Consider the following 26,374-nt stretch of genomic DNA (forward strand, 5'->3'; position numbering starts at 1 on the left):
GCTGGCCGGGGAGGTTTTGCGATGGACCGCCGAGTGGCCGCGCTGTTCGGCGGGATCGTGGCTGTGGGGCTGGGACCGGCGGTGTGGTTGGGTGGCACCCTGCTCCGCTCCGAGCCGTTGCCGGCGGCCCCGCTTCCGAGCGGTTCCGCCAGCGCCACGGCCTCGCCGACCGATTCCGCGTCGCCGGGTCTGCCGACCCCCGACCCCTCGGCGACGGTAGGCGTCCTCCTCCCGCCGGGACCGGACCGGAACCTTCCGGGGCGGACGCCGGCCGCCCCCGGCAAGCCGACCTCACCGACACCGACCGGTACGCGCCCCGCCACCACCGGGCCACCCGGACAGCCGACCTCGCCCCCGCCGGTCGACCCGACGACACCGCCGGAGTCGCCGGAGCCGCCGCCCACCCCGGACCCGACCGAGGGCGATCCCACCGAGTAACGGCAGCCCCCGCAGCCCCTTCACGGGTGTGGCAACACATTGCCGTCCATTCTTTAGTTTAAATACGCAACTATTGACAGCGCTGACCGGCGTGTGTGAGTGTCTGCACGAGACCGGTGCGGGAGCCAATCGTGCCCGGTGCGTGAGCCGAGGGCAGCTCCGCACCACCGTCATTCCTCGCTCATGCACGCGCTCGGCGCGGCAGTCGATGCCCCGTGCCCGCTCACCGGCATCGGCGCGCCCACGCGCTCCGTGCATGGCGGTTCTCCATCCCCAGTAACAGCGTCAGCGCTCAGAGGGAGCCGTACATGCGTAGAAGTCTCGCCAGCGCGCTCGCGGCCGTGGTTGTCGCCGGCGCGGTGGCCGTGGTGGCCCAGGTCGCCGTCAGCCCGTCCGCGTCACCGGCCGCGGCGGCCGCGTCCGAGCCGTACTCCTGGAAGAACGTCCGGATCGACGGCGGCGGCTTCGTGCCGGGCATCGTCTTCAATCCCACCGAACGCAACCTGATCTATGCCCGTACGGACATCGGCGGCGCCTACCGCTGGGAGCAGGGCAGCCAGTCCTGGACCCCGCTGCTCGACTGGGTCGGCTACGACAGGTGGGGCTGGAACGGGGTGCTCAGCATGGCCACCGACCCGGTCCAGACCAACCGGGTGTACGCCGCCGTCGGCATGTACACCAACGACTGGGACCCGAACCCGGGCGCCATCCTGCGTTCCACCGACAAGGGCGCGACCTGGCAGGCGACCGTCCTGCCGTTCAAGGTCGGCGGCAACATGCCCGGCCGGGGGCAGGGGGAGCGGCTGGCCGTCGACCCCAACCGGAACAGCACCGTCTACTACGGCGCCGAGGGCGGCAACGGCCTGTGGCGCAGCACCGACTACGGGGTCACCTGGGCCAAGGTGACCAACTTCCCCAACGTCGGCAACTACGCCCAGGACCCCAACGACCCGAACGGTTACCTGAACGGCAACCAGGGCGTCACCTGGGTCAACTTCGACCGCAGCACCGGTACGGCCGGCAACGCCACCCAGACCATCTACGTCGGGGTGGCCGACAAGCAGAACCCGGTCTACCGCAGCACCAACGGGGGCACCTCCTGGGAGCGGATCGCCGGCCAGCCCACCGGGTACCTGGCCCACAAGGGCGTGGTGGACCACGTCGGCGGCTTCCTCTACATCGCCACCAGCGACACCGGCGGCCCGTACGACGGGAACAAGGGTGACGTGTGGAAGTTCAACCGGGCGACCGGCGCGTGGACCCAGATCAGCCCGATCCCGTCGAGCAGCGCGGACGCGTACTTCGGGTACAGCGGGCTGACCATCGACCGGCAGAACCCGAACATCCTCATGGTCGCCACCCAGATCTCCTGGTGGCCGGACGCCATCTTCTGGCGCAGCACCGACGCCGGTGCGACCTGGACCCGGATCTGGGACTTCGGCAGCTATCCCAACCGGACCAAGCGCTACACGATGGACATCACCTCGGCGCCCTGGCTGAGCTTCGGCGCCAACCCGGCACCCCCGGAGGAGTCACCGAAGCTGGGCTGGATGAACGAGTCGCTGGAGATCGACCCGTTCGACGGCAACCGGATGATGTACGGCACCGGCGCCACCATCTACGGCACCACCAACCTCGGGAACTGGGACACCGGCGGCACCCTCACCATCCGGCCGATGGTCCGGGGGCTGGAGGAGACGGCGGTGCTCGACCTGGTCAGCCCGCCGACCGGCGCCCCGCTGGTCAGCGCGCTCGGTGACATCGGCGGCTTCCGGCACGCCAACCTGGACGCCGTACCGGCGATGATGTTCACCCAGCCGAACATGACCAGCACCACCAGCCTCGACTTCGCCGAGTCGAATCCGTCGATCATGGTCCGGGCCGGCAACTTCACCGACTCGGAACGGCCGAACGACAGCCACGTCGCCTTCTCCACCGACGGCGGGGCGAACTGGTTCCAGGCCCAGGAACCCGGCGGGATCAACAGCGGCGGTACGGTCGCCGCGGCGGCCAACGGGAGCCGGTTCGTCTGGGCGCCCGGTGACTCGGGCCAGCAGGTCGTCTACTCGGTCGGCTACGGCAACTCGTGGACCGCGTCGACCGGCGTACCGGCGAACGCGAAGATCGAGTCCGACCGGGTCAACCCGAACAAGTTCTACGCCTTCGGCGGCGGCCGGTTCTACGTCAGCACCAACGGGGGCGCGAGCTTCACCGCCAGCGCCGCCACCGGGCTCCCGAGCAGCGGGAACGTGCACTTCAAGGCGCTGCCCGGTGTCGAGGGGGACATCTGGCTGGCCGGCGGGGACAGCACCGGCGGCACCGGGATCTGGCACTCGACCAACTCCGGCGCGAGCTTCACCAGGCTGGGCAACGTGACCGGTGCGGTGAACATCGGGTTCGGCCGGGCGGCGCCGGGGCAGACGTACCCGGCGCTGTTCGCGTACGCGACGATCGACGGCAAGGCAGGGGTGTACCGCTCGGACAACGCCGGCGGGGTCTGGGTACGGATCAACGACGACCAGCACCAGTACGGCAACGCGGCCGAGGCGATCACCGGTGACCCCCGGATCTACGGCCGGGTGTACCTCGGCACCAACGGTCGGGGCATCCTCTACGCCGACCGGCTCGGTGGCCCGACCAACCCGCCGACGACTCCACCGACCAGCACACCGACGACGCGGCCACCGACGACTCCGCCGACCACCCCGCCCACCACTCGACCGCCGACGACTCCACCGACCACTCGACCGCCGACGACTCCGCCGACCACGGCACCGGCCGGGGGTTGCTCGGCGACGTACCGGGTGACCGGTTCCTGGCAGGGCGGGTTTCAGGCGGAGGTGACCGTACGCAACACCGGAACCACCCCGACCACCGGCTGGGCGGTGAACTGGACCTTCCCCAACGCCCAGACCATCAGCCAGATCTGGGGCGGTACGCACACCCAGAGCGGGTCGGGGGTGGTGGTCCGCAACGTCGGTTACAACGGCGCCCTGGCCCCCGACGCGACCACGACCTTCGGGTTCCTGGGCAGTTACACCGGCACCAACGGGGTGCCGAGTCCGGTTGGCTGCACCCGTAGCTGACGCACCGATCCGGGGCTGACACGAACCGTGGGGTCGCCCGCCGATGGTGCTGGCGGACGACCCCACGGTCAGCGCTTCCCGGTCCGGTCATGCCGGCCGGGGATAACCCGTTCAGTTGTGCAGGCGGACGCTGGGGTTCGGCGGGGTGACCTCGACGAACTCCACGCTCTCGGTCGTACTCGGATCCGCGCCCTCGCGGGCGATGACGGCGCGGGCGGCCGAGCCGGCGGCCCAGCCGATCGCGGCGCCGAGACCGGCTGCTCCGATGATCCAGAGCCAGGGCAGCCCCGGTCGCCGGCCGGCCAGTGCGGCGGAGGCCGCCGTGGCCCGCCGCCAGGCCTCGTCCGCGACCGAGCTGACCCGGTCGCCGGCCTCGTCGGCGAGGTGTGAGGTGCCCCGCCGGGCCGAGTGGGCGGTGTCCCGTGCGACGTGGCGCACGCTCTCGCCGGCCGAACCGAACGTGGCCTGCAGGTGCTGCCACGCCTGGTCGGCGATCTGTTCGGGCTTGCTGCGACGCGCCACCAGGTTCGTTCCGAACATCGTGGTACCTCCTCGGATGCCGAAAGCAGCGGGCACTTCGGACAGAGCCATCTGTTCGGCGCGGTTTCTGTTGCTTCGGAGGTGCCCGGACATGTTCGACCGCAAACCCGCGCGGACGGTTGGAAGTGGTGATGGAGGTCCGCTCGTCGGGGCGGGTGTCGACGGGAGAAGGGCTAGCGGATCAGGACAATCGACGTACCACGGGCGAAATCGTCATCGTCATCGTCGTCATCGTCGCCACCGGACCCGAATCCACAGGCCAGTACGAGGGCGAGCAGGACACCTACGCCAGCCAGGCCGAGCAACCGCTTCAGCATGATCAGTCCTCTCTCGGTGCACGCTGGTGGAGCGCGCCGGACGAGGCCCCGAGTCTAGGCGCCCACGTCCACCCTCATGAATGTCCGTTTCGCTCGCTGGCAGACGTGTCGCCGCGCACATTCTCCGCCGCTCACCGTACGCGTTAGGGCTGGTGGCGGGCGGGATGAGGGCGGTACGGGAGGGGTTGCGGTGGCGGGTGGGGACCGCGTCGGGGCGGTGGCTGACGGATCGGGGGATACCCTGATGGCCGGACGGCGCTGTAGGTGGCATCCTGGATCGTGAGAACATATGCTGACGAATGACCAGATAAGGACTGTTTTGTCGGACCGGCCGCATAGATTGCCGTGCCGGAGGGGTGGCGACCGGGGCCATCTGAGGAATACTCTCGGTCGCGGCCCGCGTACTGATGAAACGCCCGGATCTGGGCGAGTGGAGGTGCTCGCGTGAGCCTGTCGATCGCCAAGTCGATCCTGCCTGGTGGAGTCGTGGAGATCGCCCCGCGTGGCGAGATCGACGTCGACACCGCGTACGAGGTGCGCGAAGCTGTTGTCGGCCTGCTCGCGAAGGGGCGTCCGCCCCGGATCGAGCTCAACATGCGACTGGTCAGTTTCATCGACTCGGTCGGGATCAGCGCCATGGTCGCCGGTTTCCAGACCGCCGAGGTCAGCGGTGTGAAACTGGTCGTCACCGAGCCGAGCCGGTTCGTTCACCGGCAGCTCTGGGTCACCGGACTGCTCGGCCTCTTCGGCGCCCCCGAACCGTACTTCTCCGGGGCGGCTCCGACACCGGAACCGCAGCTTCCCGGCGCCTGAAACGATCCACCCTCCGTCACCGGCCGGCGTCGAACACCCCGGCCGGTGACGGAAACGGGTCAACCGCGCCGGCCCGACCCGTTCGAACCCGGGAGCTCGTCCGAGCCCGAAAGTCGGCCAGAGCCCGGAAGATCGCCCGAGCCCGACGGATCATCCAGCTCCGACAGGTCGACATCCGTCGCCTCCGTGATCGCCCGGACCGCGGTGACCGAGGCATAACCGGCCGCCAACCAGGCGACATCGGTGCCCGGACGCACCTGCTCGCCGGACTCCTCCAGAGCGGTCCGGACAAAGCCCCGCCCCGACTCGGCCACGGTCATCTGCACCTGCCCGAACCCGGCCAGGGCGCCGGCCCGTACGCCGAGCAGCTCCTCGTACGGCCGGTCCGGAGCGTTGACGTTCAGTACGCACTCCAGCGGTCCCGAGGTCAACCGGGGTAGCAGGTCAACCGCCACCCGGGCCGCCGTCGCCCAGTTGCGTACCTCGTCGCGGAACCGCCCGGACGAGGCCACCGCAGCACCGCCGCTGCCGGTGGTGCCCTCGCCGACGGAGAGCACGTCCAGCGAGACCGCCAGCGCGTGACACCCGTTCGCGGCGGCGGTGAAGGCCGCCCCGACCGTGCCCGAGTGGAGCACCGCCCGGCCCACGTTGGCGCCCCGGTTGACCCCGGACACGACCACCGTCGGCGGCGGCCCGAACGCGCCGTGGATCGCGATCAGGGTGATGAAGCCCGGCGAGCCGGCGACCCCGTACGCCGGGATCCCGGCCAGTTCCTCGATCTCGTGCTCCTCGACGACCACCCGACCCTCCCGCTCGGTCGCGATCATCGCCGCGCTGGTGCCGCTCGCCTCCTCGCTCGGCGCCGCCACCACCACGTCGTACCCCCGGTCGGCCACGGCGCGGGCCAGCCACCGGATGCCCGGCGCGGCGATCCCGTCGTCGTTGGTCACCAGGACCCGGACGGTCACGAGCCGGCCGCCCGTCCGGCGAAGTCGTCCGGTGTCATCCGGTCCTGCCGCCCGGACCCGATCGGGGCCAACTGGACCCGCTCCACCAGCCCGGCGATCGAGTCCTGCCGACCGGTGCCCAGCCCGTGCCGGGTCACGTTCAGCCCACCGGCCGCCGCCCCGGTACGCACCGCCAGTTCGAGATCCCCACCGGCGGCCAGTACGGCGGCCACCCCGGCGGTCATCGAGTCACCGGCCCCGCGCGGATCGATCGCCTCCAACCGGGGCATGTGGACCTCGTACACCTCGCCGTTGACCAGGGTCAGCGCCGGCTCGTCGGCCCGGCTGACCACCACCGACTCGGCACCGGTCGCGTGCAGCTCGTACAGCACCCGGGTCAGTTCGGCCTCGCTGTCGTCGTCGGCCATGCCGTCCCGGAGCAGTTCCTCGTGGCTGACCTTGAGGAACGAGACTCCGCTCTCGAGCACCGCGCGCAGGTGGTCACCGGACAGGTCGACCACCACCCGGCTGCCGTTGCGGCCCAGGTCGGCGGCGAGCCGCCGGTAGATGTCCGGCGGCACCAGGGACGGGTCACCCGGTCCGCTGAGCACACTGACCGGTGCCAGGAGGCCCTCGCCGAGCGCCAGGTTGTAGAGGTCGTCCAGCTCGTGCCGGTTGAGCGCGTGCCCCGGTACGTCGACGAGCTCGTCCCGCCGGCCGTCGCGGCGGTCGTGGACGTACCCGCCGCTGCTCGAATCCCGGCGGACCACCTTCAACTCGACGCCCTCGCTGGCCATCAGCGGTTCCAGCACCTGGCCGATCTCGCCACCGAGGCTGGCGCAGAGCACCACCCGGGTCCCGAGACAGGTGATCATGCGGGCCTGCCAGACCCCCTGACCACCGGGATGCAGATGGATCTCCGGTTCGTCGTTGGGCTGGTCGATCGTCACCGTCAGTTGTGGAGCGGGCGCGAAGACCATGACGTGGGCATTCATGCCCGCTACGTTTCCCTACCCGGCGAACGACAGGCGGCTGATTCGCGAACATCGCTGCACCGGAAGGTGGCGCCCGCGTTGTTCCGGTTCGGCCGTACGGGCTTTTCCGAGTGCCGTTCACGTGGTGCACTGTCCGGCAACCATCGACGCCCAACGCATCGATGCGCACGGAGTCGACGCCCACGGAGGAGAGCCGGTGCCGAAGCAGGACAACTTCCACTACACGGTGCAGGCGCGGTGCAGCCGGGCCGACGCCGTACGGCTGTTCGCCGACCTGAGCGCGCAGGCCGACCTGCACCCGCTGATCATCCGGGTCGAGCCCCGACCGGCCCGCCCCGGAGCGCTGCGCAGTTACACCATCTCCGACCGGCTCGCCTGGGGGCCGTTCACGTTCCGCACCTCGTACCAGGCCGACATCCTGACCGCGAACGAGGACGAGGTGGTGGCGGTCGCCCGGCAGTGGCCGAACACCACGGTCCGCAACCACGCCCGGCTGAGCTCGGAACCGGACGGGATCACCAGGATCGACGTACAGATCACGCTGTCGGCGCCGGGACCGCTGTTCGCGTACGCCTTCCGTCAGGCACGGACCGCGCACCTGGCCCTCGGGTCGCGGATCCAGGCCACGCTCGACGCCACCCCCACCGCCTGACGGCGGTGCCCGTCCCGGTCGGGACGGGCACCGCACGGCTGGCTCACCGCCAGGTGTCGGTCCAGGTGGCGGTGCAGGGCGAGTACGTCGGGGGGTTCCGGGTCCGGTTGGGATCGCTTTCCCAGATCACCTGGGACCCGTCCTTCTTGATGTACTTGTACTGCACGGGGGCGCTCGGCGGCAGGGTGACCGAGGCCCGCCAGACCGGGTACGCGGCCGACGAGAGCGGGACCGCGTTCGCCGGATCCCAGTTCCCGAGGGCCGCCGTGTTGCCGGTGACAAAAACGTTCTGCCCCCAGACGGTGGTGGCGTTGACCTCGAAGGTGACCGTGGTGGCGCCGACGCACTGCCCGGCCGGCGGGGTGGTCGTCCGGGTCGGCGTGGGTGTGGCGGTGGTACGGGCGTTGACGTGCAGCGCCAGCGCACCGTTCGCGGGCACGGTGGCGGTGAACTGACCGGCCGTGTTGACCGTGTACCGCGCCCCGGTGCAGTTGCCGGCGGAGAAGTCGCCGGCCATCACGTCGCAGTAGGTGCCCGCCGGCAGGCTGCTCTGGAACGTACGGGTGAGGGCGGTTCCGCCCCGGTTGAACGCCGCGTACGCGACGTTGCCCCGGCCGAACCCGATCTGGTTCGATCCGTTGCTCCACCAGTTGGTGACACCCGCCCCGGCGGCGGTGTTGCGCAGCCCGACCATGTTCGCCGTGGTCCGCCAGCGGTGCTCGCAGGCCCAGCCGCTGGCACAGTTGACCGCACCGGTGGTGCCGCCGCTCGCCGGGGGACCCGCCTCCGGGTCGGTGAACGTGAAGCTCGACATCACCTGCGGCACCCCGTACGGCCACGCGATCATGAACGCCTCGGCCAGCGCGTACGACGAACCGTTGTGGTAGGTCAGCTTCGCCCGGCCGTTGCGCTGGGTGTCGTGGTTGTCGACGAACGCGACCGCGTCGGCCGAGCCGAGCCGCATCGAGGAGGCGAGGTTGTTCAGGTTCGCCAGGTTCCCGTCGCGGAAGGCGGTGCCGACCACGTCGCCGTACCGGAACTCGGTGACGTCGCCGACCCCGGCGTACTCCTCGGGCGTGGGTTCACCGGCGCCGCCCTCGATGACCTCGGAGAAGACGTAGGGGTCGCCGGTCACCGGATTGACGATCGCCGCCAGGTCCGCGGCGGGCAGGTGCTTGGCCGCGTCGACCCGGAAGCCGTCCACGCCGAGCGAGACCAGGTCATTGAGGTACGCGACCAGCTTGCCGCGCACGTACGACGACTCGGTGTTCAGGTCGGACAGGTCCACCAGTTCGCAGTTCTGGATCTCCCACCGGTCGCCCCAGTTGGCGATGTCGTCGTTGCCGTTGCGCCCGCAGTGGTGGAAGTCGCCCGTCCCGTACGGCACCGCCGGGTACGCATAGTGGCTGTACGTCGACCCGCCGCTGCCGGACCCCGTGGACGCCCCACCGGCCATGTGGTTGACCACCGCGTCGACGTAGATCTTCACCCCGGCGTTGTGGCAGGTCTGCACCATGCTGGCGAAGGCGGCCCGGTTTCCCCGGCGGCTGGTCAACTGGTAGCTGACCGGCTGGTAGTCCTGCCACCACGGGTAGCCCCGACCGGGCAGTACGACGTGCTCCTGCGGTGGGGAGACCTGCACCCCGCCGAAGCCCTTCGGGCCGAGCACGGTGGTGCACTCGTTGGCGACCGACGCCCACGGCCACTGGAAGAGATGGACGATCACATCCTTGCTGCCCGGACTGGCCGGACTCGCGGTGGCCCGCTCGGCGGGTCGGCCGACCGCGCCGACGAGCAGCGCGGCGACCAGCAGGCCGGTGGTGAGCAGGGCGGTGGTGACGACGGCGTGGCTTCTTCGGACACCCATGGTGATCCTTCGCGGGGGAGAGCGACGCGGGACGGGAGGCAACCCTGCCCCAGTAACAGGCAGGACGACGTCGTGTTGCAGTTTGATGAACAATTTACTCCCGACAATGTCCCAAAAGGAAACGCGGCCGACCGGGGGGACGGCTCGTGTTGCCGTCGGGGGAGGGGCGTGAGAGTGTGCTGCACGCGCGGTGGGGTGGTTTCGCCGCTGAAGTCCTGACGTTCGCGGGAAAGTGGGTAATCCATGCGTTCGACCCGGTTCCTCGTCGCGACCTGCCTGGCCTCGGCCACGATCGCGCTCGGCGCCTGCGGAGGCGGATCGTCCGACGACAACTCGTCCGCTCCGGCCTCGCCCAGCGCGAGCGCGTCGACGACCGCCGGTGTCGAGCCCGGTACGTCGGGCAGCGCCATCCCCGGTTCCAGCGGCACCCCGGCGGCCGGCAACGCCATGCCGGCACCCGGTAGCACGGCCCCGGGCGGCGCGGCCCCGGCGCCCGGCGCTGCGGTCAACTGCACGGCCAAGGGGCTGAAGGCGGAGCTGACGGTCCAGCAGGCCGGCATGGCGATGCTGATCCTGACCAACGCCGGACGTTCTCCGTGTCGGGTCGAGGGCTGGGTCAACCTGCGGCTGGAGGCCGCCGACGGTGGTCTGTTGAAGGTCAGCCAGCAGCGGGTCAGTCAGCCCGGTGCGACCGTCGCCGCCGAACTCGACCCCGGAGAGTCCGCGTACGCCGGGATCAAGTGGACGACCTGCGCCAAGTCGGCGGGGGACTGCTCGGTCGCCACCACGGTCCGGGTCGGCCCGGCCGGTGACACCGATGTTGTCGTCGCCCACGTCACCGGCATCGACGGCGGCAACCAGACGGTCACCGAACTGCCGCTGAGCAGCGTGCAGATCGGCACGATCCAGCCCAGCCGGCAGGGCGTCGTCGCCTGGTGACGGGCCCGTCGCCGACGCCCATCGTCACGTCGACCGGTCAGCCGCGCGGGGCGTACATGATGATCGCGACGCCGACCAGGCAGATCGCGGCGCCGGTGAGGTCGTAGCGGTCCGGTCGGAACCTGTCCACGATCACGCCCCAGGCCAGCGACCCGGCGACGAACACCCCGCCGTACGCGGCCAGCACCCGACCGAAGTTCGGGTCCGGTTGGAAGGCGGCGACGAAGCCGTACCCGGCCAACGCCAGGATCCCGGCGGCGACGAAAAGCAGTCCGCGGTGCTCGCGTACGCCCTGCCAGACCAGCCACGCGCCACCGATCTCGGCGACGGCGGCGAGCAGGAACAGCAGCAGCGATCGGACGACGGTCACGGCTGCCATTGTCGGCCAGCCGGGCCGCGGACGGCGGTGGGGCTCCCCGAGACGGGGCCGGAAACGGCGGTGGGGCTCCCCGCGACGCGACGTGCGCGCCGTGGGGAGCCCCACCTGTCCCGGCGAACATCAGCCAGGGACCGGGGAAGCGATGGTCAGCCGGTGACCGTGAACGGGACGGTGACCGTCGACTGGCGGCCGTCGGCGGCGGTCGCGTTGACCCGTACCGTCGTCGCCGCGTTGCCGATGGCGTTCCAGACCTCCAGCTTGACGCAACCGTTCGCCAGGGCGGCGAACCCACCGGTGGCGGTCTTCACCCCGGCAGCCTGGGTGTACGTCTCCGTACCGACAACCGGGTCGGTGGCGAAGTAGTTGTACGTCTCCACCCGGCTGTAGTTGCCCGACCCGGTGAAGTCGTACGACACCCGGGCCTGTACCGCCGCGCCGACCGCGCCGCCCGCGTCCACGTGCAGGCTGAACGCGGTCGCACCCGAGTTGTACGCACCGGTCAGCCCGCAGACCGTGTGGACGACCGGGTTGTGCGGGGTGCCGTCCCAGTTGCCGTTGGCGGCCGGGATGGTGGTGGTGGCCGCGCCGGTGCCGGCGCTGCCGGACAGCGCCCCGCCGGAGCGGACGTAGAGCAGGTTCGAGCGGACCACCGGGCCGGTCGGCGTCGGCGTGACGGTCGGCGGCGGGGTCGTCGGCGGTGGTGTTGTTGTCGGAGGGGTCGTCGGCGGGACCGTCGGAGTGCCGGTGGGGTTGCCGATCCCGCCGTTGGCGTTCCCGCCGCTCCAGGTGAACGCACCCGTGGTGGCCGTCTTGCCGGCCGCGACGGTCAACGTACGGCCGTCGGAGAAGGTCACCGTGATCGGGTTGCGGGTGATGTTCGACGCCGCGTACGTCCGGACGCCGTTCTTGGTGTAGACCGCGTACAGCGGGGTGTTGGCGGTGACCGTGGTGTCCACCTGCCCCAGTGCTGCCAGGTTGCGCAGCCAGTGGAAGGTGTGCGCCCGGCTCTCACCCTCCTCGATCGCGTACGTCGGGTTGGCCCGGAAGCTGGCCAGCGCGGCGTCCGGCTCGGCCATCGCCCGGAACGACCAGAGGACGTCCTGCCACACCGTTGGTGGACCACCGTTGTTGGTGACCAGCTCGTTCCAGTTGGTGGTGACGTACGCGGGCTTGTAACCGAGGTAGTTCGAGCCACCGGTGATCGGGAGCATGTTGATGCCCTGGATCATCTCCGGCTCACCGGAGAACCAGGTGGCGTACGCGCCACCGTCGCCCCAGACCATGCCGACCGTCTTGTGCGCGAACGCGGCCGGGAAGTTGCTGTCGGCCGAGTCGAACCAGTACTCCTGGATCGCCTGCGCCTGGGTGGTGTAGATGAACAGCCCGGCGTCGCGTACGGCGGTGTTGCCGGTGGCCAGGCCCCACTGGATCAGGGCGGAGGCGAAGTTCATCCCCTCCGAGGAGGACTCCTGGTTGTTGCCGGCCATGAACGAGCCGTGTCCGGAGGCCCAGTCGTGCCCGGCGAAGATGTCGAAGTCACGCAGGAACGGGAACATCGGGTCGTTGCGGTCCGGGCTGTTCGCGTCCCGGATCAGGAGGTTGACCATGCCGCCGTACTGGCCGGTGGTGGCCCAGGTCGGGTCGAACTTGGCCAGCGTCGCCGCGGCGGCGATGTAGTAGCCGTAGTGGAAGTGGTGGTCGTTGAGTTCCAGGTCGGACCCGTACGAGGCGGGGTAGCCGACGAGCGTGCCCCAGGCCTGGTCGTAGTGGAACACCCGGGCGGTCTTGCCCGGCGAGGCGGTGAACCAGTCGTTGAGCCGGCTCCGGATCGCGTTCAGCAGGAGGTCCCGCTGGGCGGTCCGACCGAGCTGGTCGGCGATCTCGGCGAGCCGGGCGGCGCGACCGAGGCCCTTGCCGGTCCAGTAGGTGTCGTTGCCGAACCCGGCCAGCGGATCACCGGTGGCGACCTGGTCCAGATAGCCGCCGAGGGTCGCGAGGTCGGCCCCGCTGGAGGTGGCGACCGCCGGAATCTCCGGCAGCACCCCCTGGTAGCGGATGTTGGTGCTGAACGACGTCGCGCCGACCAGCGTCTTCATCGGACCACGCGGCGAGATGTACGTCTGCGCGAGCGGGGTGCCACCGGCCAGGTTCTTCCAGTGGTGCGGGTAGAGCGAGACGACCGTACCGCTGCCGGTGCCCTCGCGGGCGGTGGTGGTGAAGCCGTACGTGGCGGTCACGGTGCTGGTGGAGGCGTTGAAGCCCCACGAGACGCGGGTGCCGGTGACGTGGTTGTGGGCGTACTGGCCGTAGCTGGCCAGCAGGGCGGTGCGGTCGGCGGCCGAGCTGCTCGGGGTGGTCGGCAGGACCGCCACCGAGAAGTAGCCCCGTCCGGCGAGGGTCGAGGTGACCGTGTTCCCGCTGACCGTCCAGGTCGCCCCGGTCGGCGCGTACGCGACGTAGTCGTGCCCGCGTACGGTGAAGCCGAGCCGGCCGGCGGTGTTCGACCACACGGTCGGGGTGCTGGTCAGGCTGAGCTGGGCGTTGCCGCCGGTGGCCTGGGCGTACACGAACGGCAGCCCGTGCCCGACGGTGGCCTTCAGGGTCCGGGTCCCGTCCGACCAGTACGGCGTGACGGTCCAGTCGGTCCAGCCGTCCACCTTGACGTCGGGGGAGTTCAGCCCGGTCACGCCGAGGGTGAAGTCTGCGTTGTAGGTGTAGTGGTACTCGCCGGGTCCGGTCGGTGAACCGGAGATCCCCGCGGTGGTGGTGTACGAGACCCCGAGCCCGCCGGCAACCGGGTCGTACGACGCCGGGTGCGCGTGCAGCGGCTCGGAGTACGCGCAGTCGAGGCGCTTGAACAGCAGCGAGGACCACCAGTCGTTGGTGGGGACCGCGCCGGCCGGGGCGTTGGCGGTGACGTACCGCCGGGGGTTGGTGGAAAGGTCGGCGCAGCCGGACGGCGGTGCCGCCCCGGCCGGTCGGGTGGTGGCGTAGCTGCCGGCGCCGAGCGGGTCGGCGCCCGCACCACCGGCTATGGCGAAGGTGAGCCCACTGGCCACGAGCGCGACGGTCGCGCTGGCGGCCAGGAGTCGGCGGCGGAGGTTCTGGTGGGCCGGTCGCGGCCGGGTGTCCGGTTGGCCGCCGTCGTCGGGTACGACGTGGCGGAGGGACAGGTTCATGGTGCCTCCGGTCGGGGGACGGTCGTGCGCCCAAGGTTTCGCGCACATTAAGGGGGCGTTGCGTCAGAGCATCAGAGATGGTGGCTGCTGTCAATGTCTTGCCCCGTTCTTTGCGGGAGTACCGGTTCGGTAGGGGATCTCTGTTGACACTGCGCGGTCCGGCGGGCTAACTTTGAGAGAGCGCTCTCACGACCCCGCCGAGCGAGGTGGGAGCCTCGCTCGGCGGGTTACTCAGAGCTAGTGAAAGAGCGCTCTCTGCCATGCGCCCCACTTCACGGGATGCACCTGGGGCGCTATTCGCCGTGTACGGAGAACGCATTCTTGCCGCTCATTCCCTTCGGCAACAAGTGATCCGAAAAACCTTTCGAAAAACTGTTATCGGATCACTCGCCGCCGGTCGCCGTGGTCGTCGCCGGTGCCACTCGGGCGTGGTCAGCGCCGGTCGGTCGTGGTCAGCCGTGTGCGGCTGCCGCCGGTGCGTGCCGCTCCACCGGGTCGGCGCGAAGCTGCTCGGGGCGGCGCAGTGCGGTGAGCGTGACAAGGAGGGCGGCGACGAGCAACCCGGCGCCGACCGTGAAGGCCAGCCGGTAGCCACCGGTCAGCGCCACCGCCTCGCTCGCGCCCCCGCCCAGCAATCCGTCCGTACGGGTGGCCGCGAGGGTGGAGAGCACGGCGACCCCCAACGCCATGCCGAGCTGCTGGGTGGTGTTGAACAGTCCGGAGGCGAGCCCGGCGTTGTCGTCGCCCGCACCCGACATGCCGAGCGCGGTCAACGCCGGCAGGGCGAGCCCGAACCCCGAGGCGAGCAGCATCACCGGAAGCAGGTCGGTGACGTAGTCGGCGTGCACCGGGATCCGGCTCAGCCAGCCGAGCATCCCGATCAGCAGCAGGATGCCGGCCACCAGCACGTTCCGCTCGCCGAACCGGCGGTTGAGCCGGGCGGAGACACCGAGCGAGACCGCACCGATGACGGTCGCCGCCGGGAGCATCGCCAGGCCGGTCGCCGCGGCGCCGTACCCGCGTACCCGCTGGAGGTAGAGGGCGACCAGGATCTGGAACGAGAAGAGTGCCGCCACCATCAGCACCTGGACCAGGTTCGCCCCGGAAACGGCACGCGACCGGAAGATCCGCAACGGCATGAGCGGGTGACGCGCGGTCGCCTGGCGGACCACGAATCCGGCGAGCAGGGCGGCGGCGAGCGCACCGGAGCCGAGCGTACGGACCGAGGTCCACCCGTACGCGTCGACCTTGACGACGGTGAAGATGCCGAGCACCAGCCCGGCGGTGACCAGTACGGCACCGATGGCGTCGGCACCCGCGCCCAGCCCGAGCCCACGGTCGGCCGGCAGCACCCGCAGGGCGACCGCGAGCGCGGCGAGCCCGATCGGGAGGTTGATGAAGAAGATCCAGTGCCAGCTCAGCGAGTCGGTGAGCAGGCCGCCGAGCACCGAGCCGATCGAGGCCCCGGCGGCACCGGTGAAGCTGAAGACGGCGATCGCCCTGCCCCGTTCGGCGGGCTCGACGAAGAGCGTCACCAGGATGCCGAGGCTGACCGAGGCGCTCATCGCACTGCCGACGCCCTGGCCGAACCGGGCCGCGATCAGCACCCCGGGCGTGGTGGCCACGCCGGCCAGCAGCGAGGCCGCGGTGAAGACCGCGATCCCGGTGAGGAACAGCCGCCTGCGCCCGACCAGGTCGCCCAGCCGTCCGGCCAGCAGCAGCAGGCTGCCGAAGGGGACCAGGTAGGCGTTGACCACCCAGCTCAGGTCGGTCGGGGAGAAGCCGAGGTCGGCCTGGATCGCCGGCATCGCCACGGTGACGATGCTGCCGTCGAGGATGACCATCAGCATCCCGGTGGCGATGACCCCGAGGGCCAGCCAGCGGGTTCGGGTGGGGGGAGTGGACACGTCGGTCCTCCTGTCGTACGGACGTACTCGTACCGGTGACAGGAGGACCGTAGCAGATAGTTTTGTTAGAGACGATCTGTTAGTGAGCTAGTTCTTGGTCATGCCGTGGGCTAGTTCCCGCGCTGGCGGGCTCGGCGTACCGGTTGGGGGTGCTCGACCGGGCTGGCCAGATGCCCGGTGACCAGGCGGTCCAGGGCGCGCAGGAAGACCTTGCGCTCGTCGGCAGGAAGGGCGCCCAGTGCTTCCTCGTGCACCCGGTCGACGATCCGCTGACTCTGCTCGGCCACCCGCGCGCCCTCCGGGGTGACCGCGATGATCCGGGCCCGCCGGTCGGTGGCGGAGGCCCGGCGCTCGGCCAGCCCCGCCTTCTCCAGCGCGTCGACCGTCACCACCATCGTGGTCTTGTCCATGTCGCCCAGCTCGGCGAGCTGGATCTGGGTCCGCTCCTCCGCCAGGGCGTGCACCAGCACGCAGTGCATCCGCGCGGTGAGCCCGATCTCGGCGAGCGCCGCCGCCATCCGGGTCCGCAGCACATGGCTGGTGTGGTCCAGCAGGAACGACAGATCCGGTTCGGTCCGGGTCGGTGCCATCGCGGTCATGCCGACCAGCATAGCCAACTCGATCCGTGGCAGATCATCCAATAACAGACTTATCGCGGGTCCGGTCGACGCGGCCCACGCGGGTGGGTTGGAAGACCGGGGCGACTCAGGCGGGCGGGCCGAAGGAGAGGGCGAGGCGGACCGCGGCGTCGCGTACCGGGGTGAACCGGCGGGCCTGGGCGACCCGGCCGACCCGGTGCGAGAGCCGGGCCAACCGCTGGGTCGGCCGGCGGCGCAGGTTCTCGTACTCGGCCAGGCCGGCGGCGATCGAGGATCCGCCGATCAGGCACCGCCCGAGCGTCACCGCGTCGACCAGCGCCTCCCCGGCGCCCCGCCCCAGGTCGGGGGTCATCGCGTGGGCCGCGTCGCCGATCAGGACCACGTTCCCGTCGAGGTAAGTCGGTAGCGACGGGGCGAGATGGTAGAGGTCGTGGCGGAGGATCTCCGCGGGTCGGAGCCGGCTCAACACCTGCCGTACGCCCGCGTGCCAGTCACCGAACCTGGCCCGCAGTGCCGCCAACTCGCCCTCGGGGGAGCGTCCACCGGGCGGGGTCAGGGCGCTCGCGTACCAGTTGGTCCGGCCGTCCTCGCGCGGGGTGATGCCGAAGCGCTGCCCGCGACCCCAGGTTTCGTTCACCGAGTCGGTCGCCCCGTCCACGGTGCCCCGCCAGGCGGTGGCGCCCACGTACCGGGCGGCGCTGCCCGGACCGAAGATCGCGGTACGGGTGCGGCTGAACACGCCGTCGGCCGCCACCACCACGTCGAACCCGGTCCGGTACGCGGCCAGGTCGGTCACCGGGCTGTCGAAGGCGACCGTTCCGGGGGCGAGTGCCCCGGCGAGCAGCCCGAGCAGGGCCGGACGGGAGATCAGGTACACCGAGTCGCCGCTGCGTCGGGCCATCGCGCCCACGTCCAGGCGGGCGATCCGGGTCCCGTCCGGACGCAGGAAGTTGCCGTGGTGCTGCCGGGCGCCCCGCTGGCGTACCTCCTCGCCGAGCCCGAGTACGTCGAGCGCACGCAGCGATTCCGGCCACATCCCGAGCGCGGTGCCCGTGCCGACGGGGGTGGGTGCCTTCTCGCAGACCCGTACCGTCCAGCCGGCCCGTTGCAGCATGATCGCTGTCGCCAGTCCGCCGATTCCGCCGCCGATGATGCCCGCTCGCTGTGTCATGACCGGACCGTACTACGGCTGTAGTGTACTGTCACTACGACTGTAGTGAAATAGACTACGCATGTAGTCCGTTAGGGTGAGCGGATGTCGTCCCGGCAGGACCAACTCACCGACGCAGCCATCCGGGTACTCGGCGGACAGGGGCTGCGCCAGCTCACCCACCGGGCCGTCGACGCCGAGGCCGGGCTGCCCGCCGGTTCCGCGTCCAACCACTTTCGTACGCGCGACGCGCTGCTCACCGGCGTGGTCGCCCGACTGGCCGCCCTGGACCGGGCGGACTGGCAGGGGATGACCGGGGCGGTCCACCCCTCCGACCTCGACGAGCTGGCCCGGTTGCTCGCCGACTTCGTCCGGACGGCGGTCGGTGCGGGGCGGCTGCGTACCGTCGCCCGCCTCGCCCTCTGCCTGGACGCCGCGGTCCGCCCGCAGTTGCAGGCCGACCTCGGACAGGGCAACGCGGAGCTGGTCCGGTGGGGGGCGCCCTGGCTGCGCGCGGTCGGCTCACCGGACCCGGAACGGCACTGCCGGCTCATGCTGGACCACATGGACGGCGTGATCATGCACCAGCTCGCCTTCCCCGACCCGGACTTCGACCCCACCCCCGGCCTGCGTCTCCTGCTCGGCGCGATCGCGCCCCCCGCCGTCACGCACACCTGACCCACTGTCGGTGGTGGGCGCGGTCCCGACCGGCCCGGTCACCGCCACCGTGGGCGGGTGGGCGCGACTCGACCGGCCTGGTCACCGCCACTGTCGGCGGTGGGCGCGGCCCGACCGGACCGTGCCGTCCGGCATCCGGTACGGATCTTCCCGCGCAACTTTCTGTTGCGCCGCCGCCCGGGGCGGGTCTCCTGATCAGGAGGGGCGGTTGGTTCCCTCCCCGGCCGATCCGGTTCCGAGCCGACCCGGTCCGAGGCGAGCGGAGGAACCACGATGCGGGTTGCGGGAACCGCCGGTACGGATGTCTGACCTCCGGACCCCCGGCCGCCACAGCACCGAAGCCGCAGCGGCCGACCGTCAGTCACCCGAGCCGGCCCCGGTGCGGGAGTACACCGTTCCCCGGCAGCGCACCGGACACCGCCCCACCCTGCCCGACCGCTCCGACCGCTCCGACCGCTCCGACCGCTCCGACCGCTCCGACCCGGCCACCCGCCGGAACCGCCCCGGACAGTCGAACCAGGCCGCCGGCTCCGGTGCCGCCGTCCCCGCCGGTGCCTCCGGCCCCGCCAACGCCTACGGCCCCGCCGGCCTTCCCCGCCCGTCGGTTACCGCCGAAGGTCGCCGATCGCCATTGCCCGACGATGACGACTCACTGCCCCTCGCCGGCCACCGCTCACCGTCTCCAGCCGCCCACGGCTCGCCTTCCCCGGCCGGTGGCCGATCGCGGTCCCGTGCCGGGCACTCCGAATCGGAGTCCGGCCCGGTCACGGGTTGGCGGGGTGGTCACCGTCGGCCGGCCGGTCGCGGGGCGCGGATCGGCTCGATCGTCGCCGTTGTCCTCGGATGGCTCTTCGTGGTGCTGGTCGCACCGCAGATCACCCTGGGTCCGGGCTGGCGGTCGTTCGCGCTCTTCTGCCACCTGGCCTGTCTCGTGGTCGGCTTCGGAGCCGTACTCACGGTGGACTGGTTCAGCCTGCGCTGGCTGTTGCGCCGGGAACGGCTCGGCACCGTACTGGGGATGGCGCACGGGGCGCACCTGCTGATCTGGCTGGGGCTGCTGGGGCTGGTCGCCAGCGGTGCCGCTCTGCGCCCCGATACCTCATCCGGGCTGGTGCAGCTCAAGCTGCTCGCCGTACTCGCGGTGGGGATCAACGGGCTGTTCCTCGGCCGCGTACGCGACCGCCTGGTCAGCGTCGGCGACGCCCCCCTGTCCTGGCCCCACCTACTCCCCGGAGCCCTGGCCGCCACAGTCAGCCAACTCGGCTGGTGGACCGCAACAATCATCGGCTTCTGGAACGCCAACCCCTGATCCCCACCCCGTCCCCCGTACCCACCGTCGATCTTGCAGTTGTGGCGCCCGAATTTGTGTTGTCGGTCCGGGTTTGCGTACCGCCACAACTGCAAGATCGACGCGCTTTCGCGCCGACGCGCTTTCGCGCCGACGCGCTTTCGCGCCGACGCGCCTTCGCGGGGAGGGGTGGAGCGGGGGTTAGTTCACGGAGAGGTGGACGTGGTTGGTGTGGTTGCTGGAGGGGTCGCCGCCGCCGTTGTAGGCCTTCCAGCCGCTGCCGGGTAGCCAGATCTGCTTGAACCAGATCACGTAGAGCACACCGAGGCGGCTGGCGTTCTTGACGAAGTACGCGGCGAGGTTGTCGCCGTACGTCTTGTCGCCGCCGGTGGCGACCCCGCCGAAGCCGCCCTTCTCCGCCGCGAAGTCGCAGGCCCGGCCCTTCGGGTGTTCACCCGAGCCGCCGGTGCGGTGGCAGGAGACGAAGCGGGTGAAGCCCGCCGCCTTGGCCTGGTTCATGGCGTTCAGGGTGCGCGGGGTGATGCAGCCGGTGGTGGTCGGGTCGTTGACGCTGCACGACTCCTTCGGCCACGAGCCGTCCGAGTTGCGGGGTGCGGGCTTGGCCGTGGCGGCGGTGGTGGTGCCGGTGACCCCGGGGCTGGACCCGCCGCTGCCGGCGGCGGCCAGTGCCCGTTCGGCCTGCTGCTTGCGCTTGGCCATGATGTCGAGCTGCTTGCGCTGTTCCCGGATCTCGTTGTCGATCGCCGCCTTGGCCCGAGCCTCCTGGTCGCGTACCTCGATCAGGTTCCGGAGCTGGCGGTCCTCGTTGGCGGCGACCGTGCCCAGGGATGCGGCGCGGTCCAGGAAACCGTCCGGGGAGTTGCTGTTGAGCAGCGCGGTGAGGGGTCCCAGCCGGCCGGTGCGGTACGCCATGCCGGCCAGTTCGCCGACCGTCTGGGTACGGGTGACCAGCTCGGCCTCCAGTGTCCCCAGGTGTGCGGCGAGCTGCTGCTGTCGCTTGGTGGAGTTGTCCAGTGCCGCCTGGGCGTCGAGATAGCCCTTGGCCGCGACGTCGAGCTGCTCCCGGAGGCTGTCGCTGCCGCCCTCGTCGTCGGTGCCGCCGGGTGCGGCGGCGAGTACGGCGGTGCGCGACGGTGCGGGTGCGGCCAGCGCGGCGGCGGGGGTGAAGGCGCTGGCCAGCAGGGTGAGGGTGATCGCGATCGCGGTTCGGACCGCGCGCGGATAGCGGGGTCGTACGGGCGCCAACAATGGCATTCGGTGCACGTCCTTCCGTCAGCCGCCGACCGGGTTAGCTGACGGGTTCGGGACGGAAGATCCCTACCGCTGACGCGGATGCACCCCAATGACGCGATGGTTCCCCGGCTCGCATGTGCGATTAGGCGACGGTCACCGCAGGCGCCGGAGGGCGCCGCCCGGCGGAGACCGGTGCCGAGCCTACCGGCCGGGTCCAGTACGGACAGTGTTGGCGCGTCGGGCTTGCCAAATGAATCGAAGTGATATGCCGGATATAAACCGAAAATTTCACCCGGTCGGGGGACAAAAATTAAGGGCGAGGAAAGCGAAGAGTGGTCGGGTCCCGGTGCCGGTAAGGAGTGGACCCGATAGGGGCCGCCTACCGAAAGCCGGGCCGCGGTGCACCACCGACGACAGGTGTGAGGCGTACCCGATCGGGGTTCACCAGTCGGCGGGGCCGCAGTTCTCGGTCGCGCTGCCGGGCTCGACCTGGAGGGTGGCGTGGTTGATGTCGAAGTCGTCGTGCAGCGCACCGCGGGCGGCGGCCAGCACCGCGCCCACCTCGGCGCCGGCCGACAGGGTCAGGTGCGCCGAGGCGACCTCCATGCCCGAGGTGAGCGTCCAGACGTGCAGGTCGTGCACGTTGGCGACACCCGGTACGGCACAGAGCCGGGCCGCCACGGTGGGTACGTCGAGGTGCTCCGGCGCGGCCTGCACCAGGATCCGGACCGCGGCTCGGGCCAGTCGCCACGTCCGGGGCAGGATGAACAGGCCGATCGCGACCGCGACCACCGGGTCGGCCCACCACCAACCGGTGTTCGCGATCACCAGCGCCGCGACGATGACCCCGGCCGAGCCGAGCGTGTCGCCGAGCGCCTCCAGATAGGCCCCGCGCAGGTTGATGCTCTCCCGTGCCCCGGCGCGCAGCAGCGCGAAGGCCACCAGGTTGGCCAGCAGACCGAGGATGGCGACCACCAGCATCGGCCCGGCCAGCACGCTCGGGGGGTGGTCCTGGCCGAACCGGCGGGCCGCCTCGACCAGCACGTAGATCGCGACACCGAAGAGGAGCACCGCGTTGGCGAGCGCCGCGAGGACCTCCAGCCGGTAGAGGCCGAAGGTTCGCTGCGGGTCGTCGGTCGCGCGCCGGGTCGCGGTCATCGCGGCCAGCGCCATGCCGATCCCGAGTACGTCGGTGAACATGTGCCCGGCGTCGGAGAGCAGGGCCAGCGAGCCGGTGGCCAGGGCGGCGATCGCCTCGACGATCATGAACACGACGAGCAGCCCGAAGGCGGACCAGAGCCGTCCCCGGTGTCGCTCGGCGGCGCGCATCGACTGCGCGCCGTGGTCATGACCCGCTCCCACGCACACACCCTCCGTCGCCGGTCCCGCTATGGCCCAACATATGCTGATATCGCAATGTGTGCCAGCGGGTTGGCCAGGACCGGCACCGGGGAAGCCGGGCCGGCTCAGCCCTCGTTCGCCATGGCCGCCACGATCGGTGCCCGGCTCGCCCGGCGGGCCGGCAGCACGCCGGCCAGCACCGCCGCGCCGCAGGCCAGGCCCGTGCAGAGGGCGAGCTGCCCCACCGGTACGACCGGCAGCCCGTGCCCGTAGCTGCTGATCAGCCCGAGTGCCGCGGTCCAGCCGACCCCCACCCCCAGGGCGATCCCGGCCAGCGCGCCGACCAGCGCGATCAGCGCCGCCTCGGCGAGCAGCAGGCGTCCGAGTTGCCGCCGGGACAGCCCCAGCGCCCGGAGGGTCGCCGACTCCCGGGTCCGTTCGAAGACCGACAGGGAGAGCGTGTTGCTGATGCCGAACAGCGCGATCAGCACCGACATGCCGAGCAGGGCGGCGAAGATGCCGAGCAACTCGTCCAGCGAGGCCGACAACGCGTCCGCCTGGTCGGCCGCGCTGCTCAACCGCACCACCGGGTACGCCCGCAGCAGCCCGTCCAGCGCCTGCCGGCCGGCTGCCGTACCGACGCCGGGGGCCAGGTCGATCAGCAGCTGGTTCGCCGCACCGGCCCCGTACGCGGCGGTGAACTGGCCCCACTCGACCAGCGCCGCCCCACTCGTCGGCGCGTCGTCGTAGAGCGCGACCACGATCAGCGAGCCCGCCGGGTCCGCGCTGCCGGTGTCGTTCGGGGTGGTGGGAAGGCCGAGCGGGAACCGGTCACCCAGGCCGATGTTGCGGGCCTGGGCCACCCGGCGGTCCAATGCCACCGTGCCGGGCCGCAGGTCGGCCAGGTCACCGTCGGTCACCTCCGGCCGGATCGGCCCGCGCAACTGCTCCGGCGGCACCGACCAGACCCGTACCTGCGGGTCCGCCGGTGCGGGCGCCAACCGCACCTCGGCCACCGTCGCGAACGCCGGATCGGCCCGGAGTACGCCGGCCAGGTCCGCCGGCAGCGGACCGCGGGTCACCCCCGGTGTGCCGTCGACCCGTGCCCGGTCGAGCACGAAGTCCACCGGGAAGTTCTCGGTCAGCTCCCGACCGGTCTGGTCCCGGGCGGTCTCCAGCAGCACCGCGAACATCGACATCAGCGCCACCCCCACGGTCAGCGCCATGGTGGTCGCGGCGGCCCGGCGCGGGTTGCGCCGCGCGTTCACCACGGCCAGCCGGGCGACCGGTCCGAACAGCCGCCCCGGCAGCCATCCCAGTACGCCCACCGCGCGCGGCACCAGCAGCGGAGCCGCCACCACCGCCCCGAGGAAGACGATCATGCCGCCGCCGAGCACCAGCGGCAGCCCCGGAAAGGCCAGCGGCACCCCGACCACGATCGCCAGCAGGCCCGCCCCGGCCAGCCCGGCGGCGACCAGAACCCGGACCCGTCCGCGTCGACCGGTCGAACCACGCAACTCGGCGGTGGCGCTCCCGTGCAGCGCGGCCAGCGGCGGCACCCGCCCCGCGCCCAGCGCCGGTACGAGCGCCGCCAGCACCGCCACCAACGTGCCGAAGCCGATTGCCACCGCCACCGTCGGCCACCGCACCACCGGCGCGTGCAGCGGGATGTCGGTGGCGACCAGCTCCCGCCCCCAGATCAGCCCGTACCCGACCAGGAGGCTCATCGCCAGCCCGCCCAGCGACGCCAGCAGACCCAGCGCCAGCGCCTCCAGCAGGACCGCGGTCCCGACCTGCCGGCGGGAGGCGCCGACGCAGCGCAGCAGGCTCAGTTCGCGTACCCGCTGGGCGGCCAGGATGGCGAAGGTGTTGTAGATGACAAACGCCGACACGGTCAGCGAGACCAGCCCGAACCCGATCAGCACCGCCAGGAAACCGTCGACGTACTTGCCGGCCTGTTCGGCGAGCTGGTGCCGGAGCTGGTCGCCGGTGAGCACCGCCAACCGTGGATCGTCGGTCACCCGCGCCACCCGGTCGGCCAGCGTCTGCGGGTCGACACCCGGCTCGGCCCGGATCACCACCTGGGCGTACCGCTGGGTGCCGGTCAACCGGGTCAGGTCGGGTTCGGCCAGGGCCGCCACCGGGGAGCCGCCGAAGAGGCGGTTCACCCCGAGGTCCAGCACCCCGACCAGGGTCAGCCGGTGCGGCGTACCGGCCTGGTCGAGCAGGGTCACCGGGGCGCCGAGCGTGAAACCGGTGCCGGCCACCGTGGTCTTGTCCACCGCGACCTCACCGGCCGCCGAGGGCAGCCGCCCCGCCGCCACGTCGTACGGGGCGAGCGACGCCGTACCCGGCAGGGAGAGTCCATAACCGACGTGGCCCTGCTGGGTCAGCAGCCGGCCGTCCCGGTCGAGCAGGCCCAGCCAGGCGATCACCCGACCGTCCACCTCGGCCACCCCGTCGACCGCCCGGATCCGGGCCACCGTCTCGTCCGACACCAACGTCTCGGCGGGTTCCACCACCACATCCACGTTCCGGGCCGAGCGGGCCAGGTCGTCGTAGAAGGCGGCCCGCGCGGTGTCGCCGTAGACCAGCGTGCCGGCCAGGAAACTGACCCCGACCACCACCGCGAAGGCGGTCAACAGCAGCCGTACGGCATGGGCCCGCAGCCCGGCCACGGCCAGGCGCAGCAGCGGCCAGCTCACCCCGACCAGCGTCCCGTCATCGGCCAATGTTCCGTCACCGGCCCAATGCTCCGTCACCGGCCGCCCGTCCCGCCACGTCCGGACGTCCCGTCCCGCACAGCCGGGCAGACGGACCGGCCCCTCCGCTGCCCGGTGCCGCTCTGCCGTGCGGTGCCGCTCTGCGGTGCGGTGGCGACGGGCGGATCGACCGGGCAACATCGGACGCGGCACACACCGACATCAGCCGATGCCCGCCATAACGGCGGGGGAGGAGATCGAGGATGCGAGTTCGACCCCGTACCACCGTCCTGTTTGCCGCGATGACGCTGACCGGCGTACTGGTGGCCGCCGCCCCGGCCGCCGCCGCTCCGAGCGCCGAAACCGCGACTCCGGTCGCCACGAACCGAACCGGCACGATCTTCCCCGGTACGTTCGCGCTGCCGGACGGGTTCCAGCCGGAGGGGATCGCGATCGGGGCGCTGCCGTACGCCTTCTTCGGCTCGCGCGCCACCGGCGCCATCTACCGGGTCAGCCTGCTCACCGGCCGGGGTGAAGTGATCAACCCCGGTTCGGGCACCCCGTCCCTGGGGCTCAAGGTCGACCTGCGTGGGCGCCTGTTCGTCAGCGGCGGCAACACCGCCACCGGCGCCACCGCCCGGGTGGTCAACGCGTTCACCGGGGAACTGCTGGCCAGCTACCAGTTCAGCTCCGTACCGAGCTTCGTCAACGACGTGGTCCTCACCTCGGACGCGGCCTGGTTCACCGACTCGACCAACCCGGTCCTGTACAAGCTGCCGCTGAACCGGTGGGGCGGGCTGCCGGACGCCGACGAGGCGGAAACCCTGCCGCTGACCGGCGACATCGTCTACGGCGCCGGGGTCAACGCCAACGGCATCGTGACCACGCCGGACGGGCGCGGGCTGCTGATCGTGCAGTCCGGCACCGGCCTGCTCTTCCGGGTCGACCCGGCCACCGGGGTGACCCGGACCGTCGACCTCGGCGGGGAGTTGCTGACCAACGGCGACGGCCTGCTCCGCGAGGGACGCACCCTCTACGTGGTGCAGAACCGCCTGAACACCGTCGCCGTGTTCGAACTCGACCGCGCCGGCACCAGCGCCCGCCTGGTGGAGAAGGTGACCTCGCCGGCCTTCGACGTACCGACCACGGTGGCCGCGTACGCCAACCGCCTCTACCTGCCCAACGCCCGGTTCACCACCCCGCCGACCGCCACCACCCCGTACACCACCACGTCCATCCCCCGCCCCTGACGACGGCCGGCCCCCTTCCCGTCCCGACGGATGGGAAGGGGCCGTTCCGGGTC

22 protein-coding genes and 1 riboswitch are annotated in these 26,374 nt (G+C 71.4%); of the genes, 9 read left to right on the forward strand and 13 right to left on the reverse strand.

What is annotated here, in order from left to right:
* The first annotated feature begins 21 nt into the window (after positions 1-21).
* Both OIE47_RS22280 and OIE47_RS22285 read left to right on the forward strand, forming a co-directional pair.
* Positions 22-438 carry a hypothetical protein gene (locus OIE47_RS22280; RefSeq protein WP_326556469.1) on the forward strand — a complete coding sequence of 139 codons (417 nt, stop codon included), beginning with the start codon at positions 22-24 and terminating at the stop codon, positions 436-438.
* Positions 439-746: 308 nt separating this feature from the next.
* On the forward strand, positions 747-3,524 hold the full coding sequence (locus OIE47_RS22285) for a cellulose-binding domain-containing protein (RefSeq protein ID WP_326556470.1): 2,778 nt from the start codon (positions 747-749) through the stop codon (positions 3,522-3,524).
* Positions 3,525-3,635: 111 nt separating this feature from the next.
* Here the strand turns inward: OIE47_RS22285 and OIE47_RS22290 are convergent, their stop codons facing one another.
* Positions 3,636-4,064 carry a hypothetical protein gene (locus tag OIE47_RS22290; protein WP_326556471.1) on the reverse strand — a complete coding sequence of 143 codons (429 nt, stop codon included), beginning with the start codon at positions 4,062-4,064 and terminating at the stop codon, positions 3,636-3,638.
* Positions 4,065-4,237: 173 nt separating this feature from the next.
* Entirely contained in the window at positions 4,238-4,381 is a 144-nt protein-coding gene (locus OIE47_RS22295) for a hypothetical protein (RefSeq protein ID WP_326556472.1), read from the reverse strand.
* A gap of 444 nt (positions 4,382-4,825) precedes the next feature.
* On the opposite strand from OIE47_RS22295, the gene OIE47_RS22300 reads away from it, so the two are divergent.
* Positions 4,826-5,194 carry an STAS domain-containing protein gene (locus OIE47_RS22300; protein WP_326556473.1) on the forward strand — a complete coding sequence of 123 codons (369 nt, stop codon included), beginning with the start codon at positions 4,826-4,828 and terminating at the stop codon, positions 5,192-5,194.
* Positions 5,195-5,253: 59 nt separating this feature from the next.
* Here the strand turns inward: OIE47_RS22300 and surE are convergent, their stop codons facing one another.
* Together surE and OIE47_RS22310 are read right to left on the reverse strand one after the other, a co-directional pair.
* Positions 5,254-6,162: a 5'/3'-nucleotidase SurE gene (gene surE / locus OIE47_RS22305; RefSeq protein WP_326556474.1), complete on the reverse strand. Its 909-nt coding sequence runs from the start codon at positions 6,160-6,162 to the stop codon at positions 5,254-5,256.
* Positions 6,159-7,136 carry a PfkB family carbohydrate kinase gene (locus OIE47_RS22310; protein WP_326556475.1) on the reverse strand — a complete coding sequence of 326 codons (978 nt, stop codon included), beginning with the start codon at positions 7,134-7,136 and terminating at the stop codon, positions 6,159-6,161. The genes surE and OIE47_RS22310 overlap by 4 nt, the downstream gene beginning before the upstream one ends.
* 196 nt (positions 7,137-7,332) lie before the next feature.
* Between OIE47_RS22310 and OIE47_RS22315 the strand changes: the two genes are divergently transcribed.
* Positions 7,333-7,788, forward strand: a complete 456-nt coding sequence (locus tag OIE47_RS22315) for an SRPBCC family protein (RefSeq protein ID WP_326556476.1) — start codon at positions 7,333-7,335, stop codon at positions 7,786-7,788.
* Positions 7,789-7,831: 43 nt separating this feature from the next.
* Here the strand turns inward: OIE47_RS22315 and OIE47_RS22320 are convergent, their stop codons facing one another.
* Entirely contained in the window at positions 7,832-9,655 is a 1,824-nt protein-coding gene (locus tag OIE47_RS22320; protein WP_326556477.1) for a carbohydrate-binding module family 20 domain-containing protein, read from the reverse strand.
* A 243-nt stretch (positions 9,656-9,898) separates the two neighbouring features.
* Here OIE47_RS22320 and OIE47_RS22325 point away from each other — a divergent pair, with 243 nt between their 5' ends.
* On the forward strand, positions 9,899-10,594 hold the full coding sequence (locus OIE47_RS22325) for a DUF4232 domain-containing protein (protein WP_326556478.1): 696 nt from the start codon (positions 9,899-9,901) through the stop codon (positions 10,592-10,594).
* 37 nt (positions 10,595-10,631) lie between these two features.
* Here OIE47_RS22325 and OIE47_RS22330 read toward each other — a convergent pair whose 3' ends face one another.
* From OIE47_RS22330 to OIE47_RS22350, 5 genes are all read right to left on the reverse strand, one after another.
* Complete coding sequence (locus tag OIE47_RS22330; RefSeq protein ID WP_326556479.1) at positions 10,632-10,964, reverse strand: YnfA family protein; 333 nt, start codon at positions 10,962-10,964, stop codon at positions 10,632-10,634.
* A gap of 155 nt (positions 10,965-11,119) precedes the next feature.
* The gene (locus OIE47_RS22335; protein ID WP_326556480.1) at positions 11,120-14,152 is read right to left on the reverse strand and encodes a glycosyl hydrolase; all 3,033 of its coding nucleotides are present in this window, start codon (positions 14,150-14,152) and stop codon (positions 11,120-11,122) included.
* 452 nt (positions 14,153-14,604) lie between these two features.
* Entirely contained in the window at positions 14,605-16,059 is a 1,455-nt protein-coding gene (locus tag OIE47_RS22340) for an MFS transporter (RefSeq protein WP_326556481.1), read from the reverse strand.
* Between the two features lie 110 nt (positions 16,060-16,169).
* The gene (locus OIE47_RS22345; protein WP_326556482.1) at positions 16,170-16,658 is read right to left on the reverse strand and encodes a MarR family winged helix-turn-helix transcriptional regulator; all 489 of its coding nucleotides are present in this window, start codon (positions 16,656-16,658) and stop codon (positions 16,170-16,172) included.
* Between the two features lie 106 nt (positions 16,659-16,764).
* The gene (locus tag OIE47_RS22350; RefSeq protein WP_326556483.1) at positions 16,765-17,829 is read right to left on the reverse strand and encodes an FAD-dependent monooxygenase; all 1,065 of its coding nucleotides are present in this window, start codon (positions 17,827-17,829) and stop codon (positions 16,765-16,767) included.
* An 84-nt stretch (positions 17,830-17,913) separates the two neighbouring features.
* Between OIE47_RS22350 and OIE47_RS22355 the strand changes: the two genes are divergently transcribed.
* The 3 genes from OIE47_RS22355 to OIE47_RS22365 all read left to right on the forward strand — a co-directional run bounded on the left by OIE47_RS22355 (position 17,914) and on the right by OIE47_RS22365 (position 19,795).
* Complete coding sequence (locus tag OIE47_RS22355; protein ID WP_326556484.1) at positions 17,914-18,486, forward strand: TetR/AcrR family transcriptional regulator; 573 nt, start codon at positions 17,914-17,916, stop codon at positions 18,484-18,486.
* Positions 18,487-18,543: 57 nt separating this feature from the next.
* A complete protein-coding gene (locus tag OIE47_RS22360) occupies positions 18,544-18,681 on the forward strand; it encodes a hypothetical protein (RefSeq protein WP_326556485.1) in 138 nt (45 codons plus the stop codon).
* 106 nt (positions 18,682-18,787) lie between these two features.
* Positions 18,788-19,795, forward strand: coding sequence for a hypothetical protein (locus tag OIE47_RS22365; RefSeq protein ID WP_326556486.1), 1,008 nt, complete (start codon positions 18,788-18,790; stop codon positions 19,793-19,795).
* Positions 19,796-19,975: 180 nt separating this feature from the next.
* On the opposite strand, the gene OIE47_RS22370 is transcribed toward OIE47_RS22365, so the two are convergent.
* The 3 genes from OIE47_RS22370 to OIE47_RS22380 all read right to left on the reverse strand — a co-directional run bounded on the left by OIE47_RS22370 (position 19,976) and on the right by OIE47_RS22380 (position 25,131).
* Positions 19,976-21,040 (reverse strand): coiled-coil domain-containing protein, encoded by a 1,065-nt coding sequence (locus OIE47_RS22370; RefSeq protein WP_326563197.1) that lies wholly within the window; start codon positions 21,038-21,040, stop codon positions 19,976-19,978.
* A gap of 16 nt (positions 21,041-21,056) precedes the next feature.
* Positions 21,057-21,187, reverse strand: a riboswitch (cyclic di-AMP (ydaO/yuaA leader).
* Between the two features lie 282 nt (positions 21,188-21,469).
* Complete coding sequence (locus OIE47_RS22375) at positions 21,470-22,390, reverse strand: cation diffusion facilitator family transporter (RefSeq protein ID WP_442791978.1); 921 nt, start codon at positions 22,388-22,390, stop codon at positions 21,470-21,472.
* A gap of 104 nt (positions 22,391-22,494) precedes the next feature.
* Entirely contained in the window at positions 22,495-25,131 is a 2,637-nt protein-coding gene (locus OIE47_RS22380; protein WP_326556487.1) for an ABC transporter permease, read from the reverse strand.
* Positions 25,132-25,334: 203 nt separating this feature from the next.
* Between OIE47_RS22380 and OIE47_RS22385 the strand changes: the two genes are divergently transcribed.
* On the forward strand, positions 25,335-26,321 hold the full coding sequence (locus OIE47_RS22385) for a superoxide dismutase (RefSeq protein WP_326556488.1): 987 nt from the start codon (positions 25,335-25,337) through the stop codon (positions 26,319-26,321).
* The last annotated feature ends 53 nt before the right edge of the window (positions 26,322-26,374 follow it).

It is taken from the genome of Micromonospora sp. NBC_01796, assembly GCF_035917455.1.
Classification (GTDB): domain Bacteria; phylum Actinomycetota; class Actinomycetes; order Mycobacteriales; family Micromonosporaceae; genus Micromonospora_G.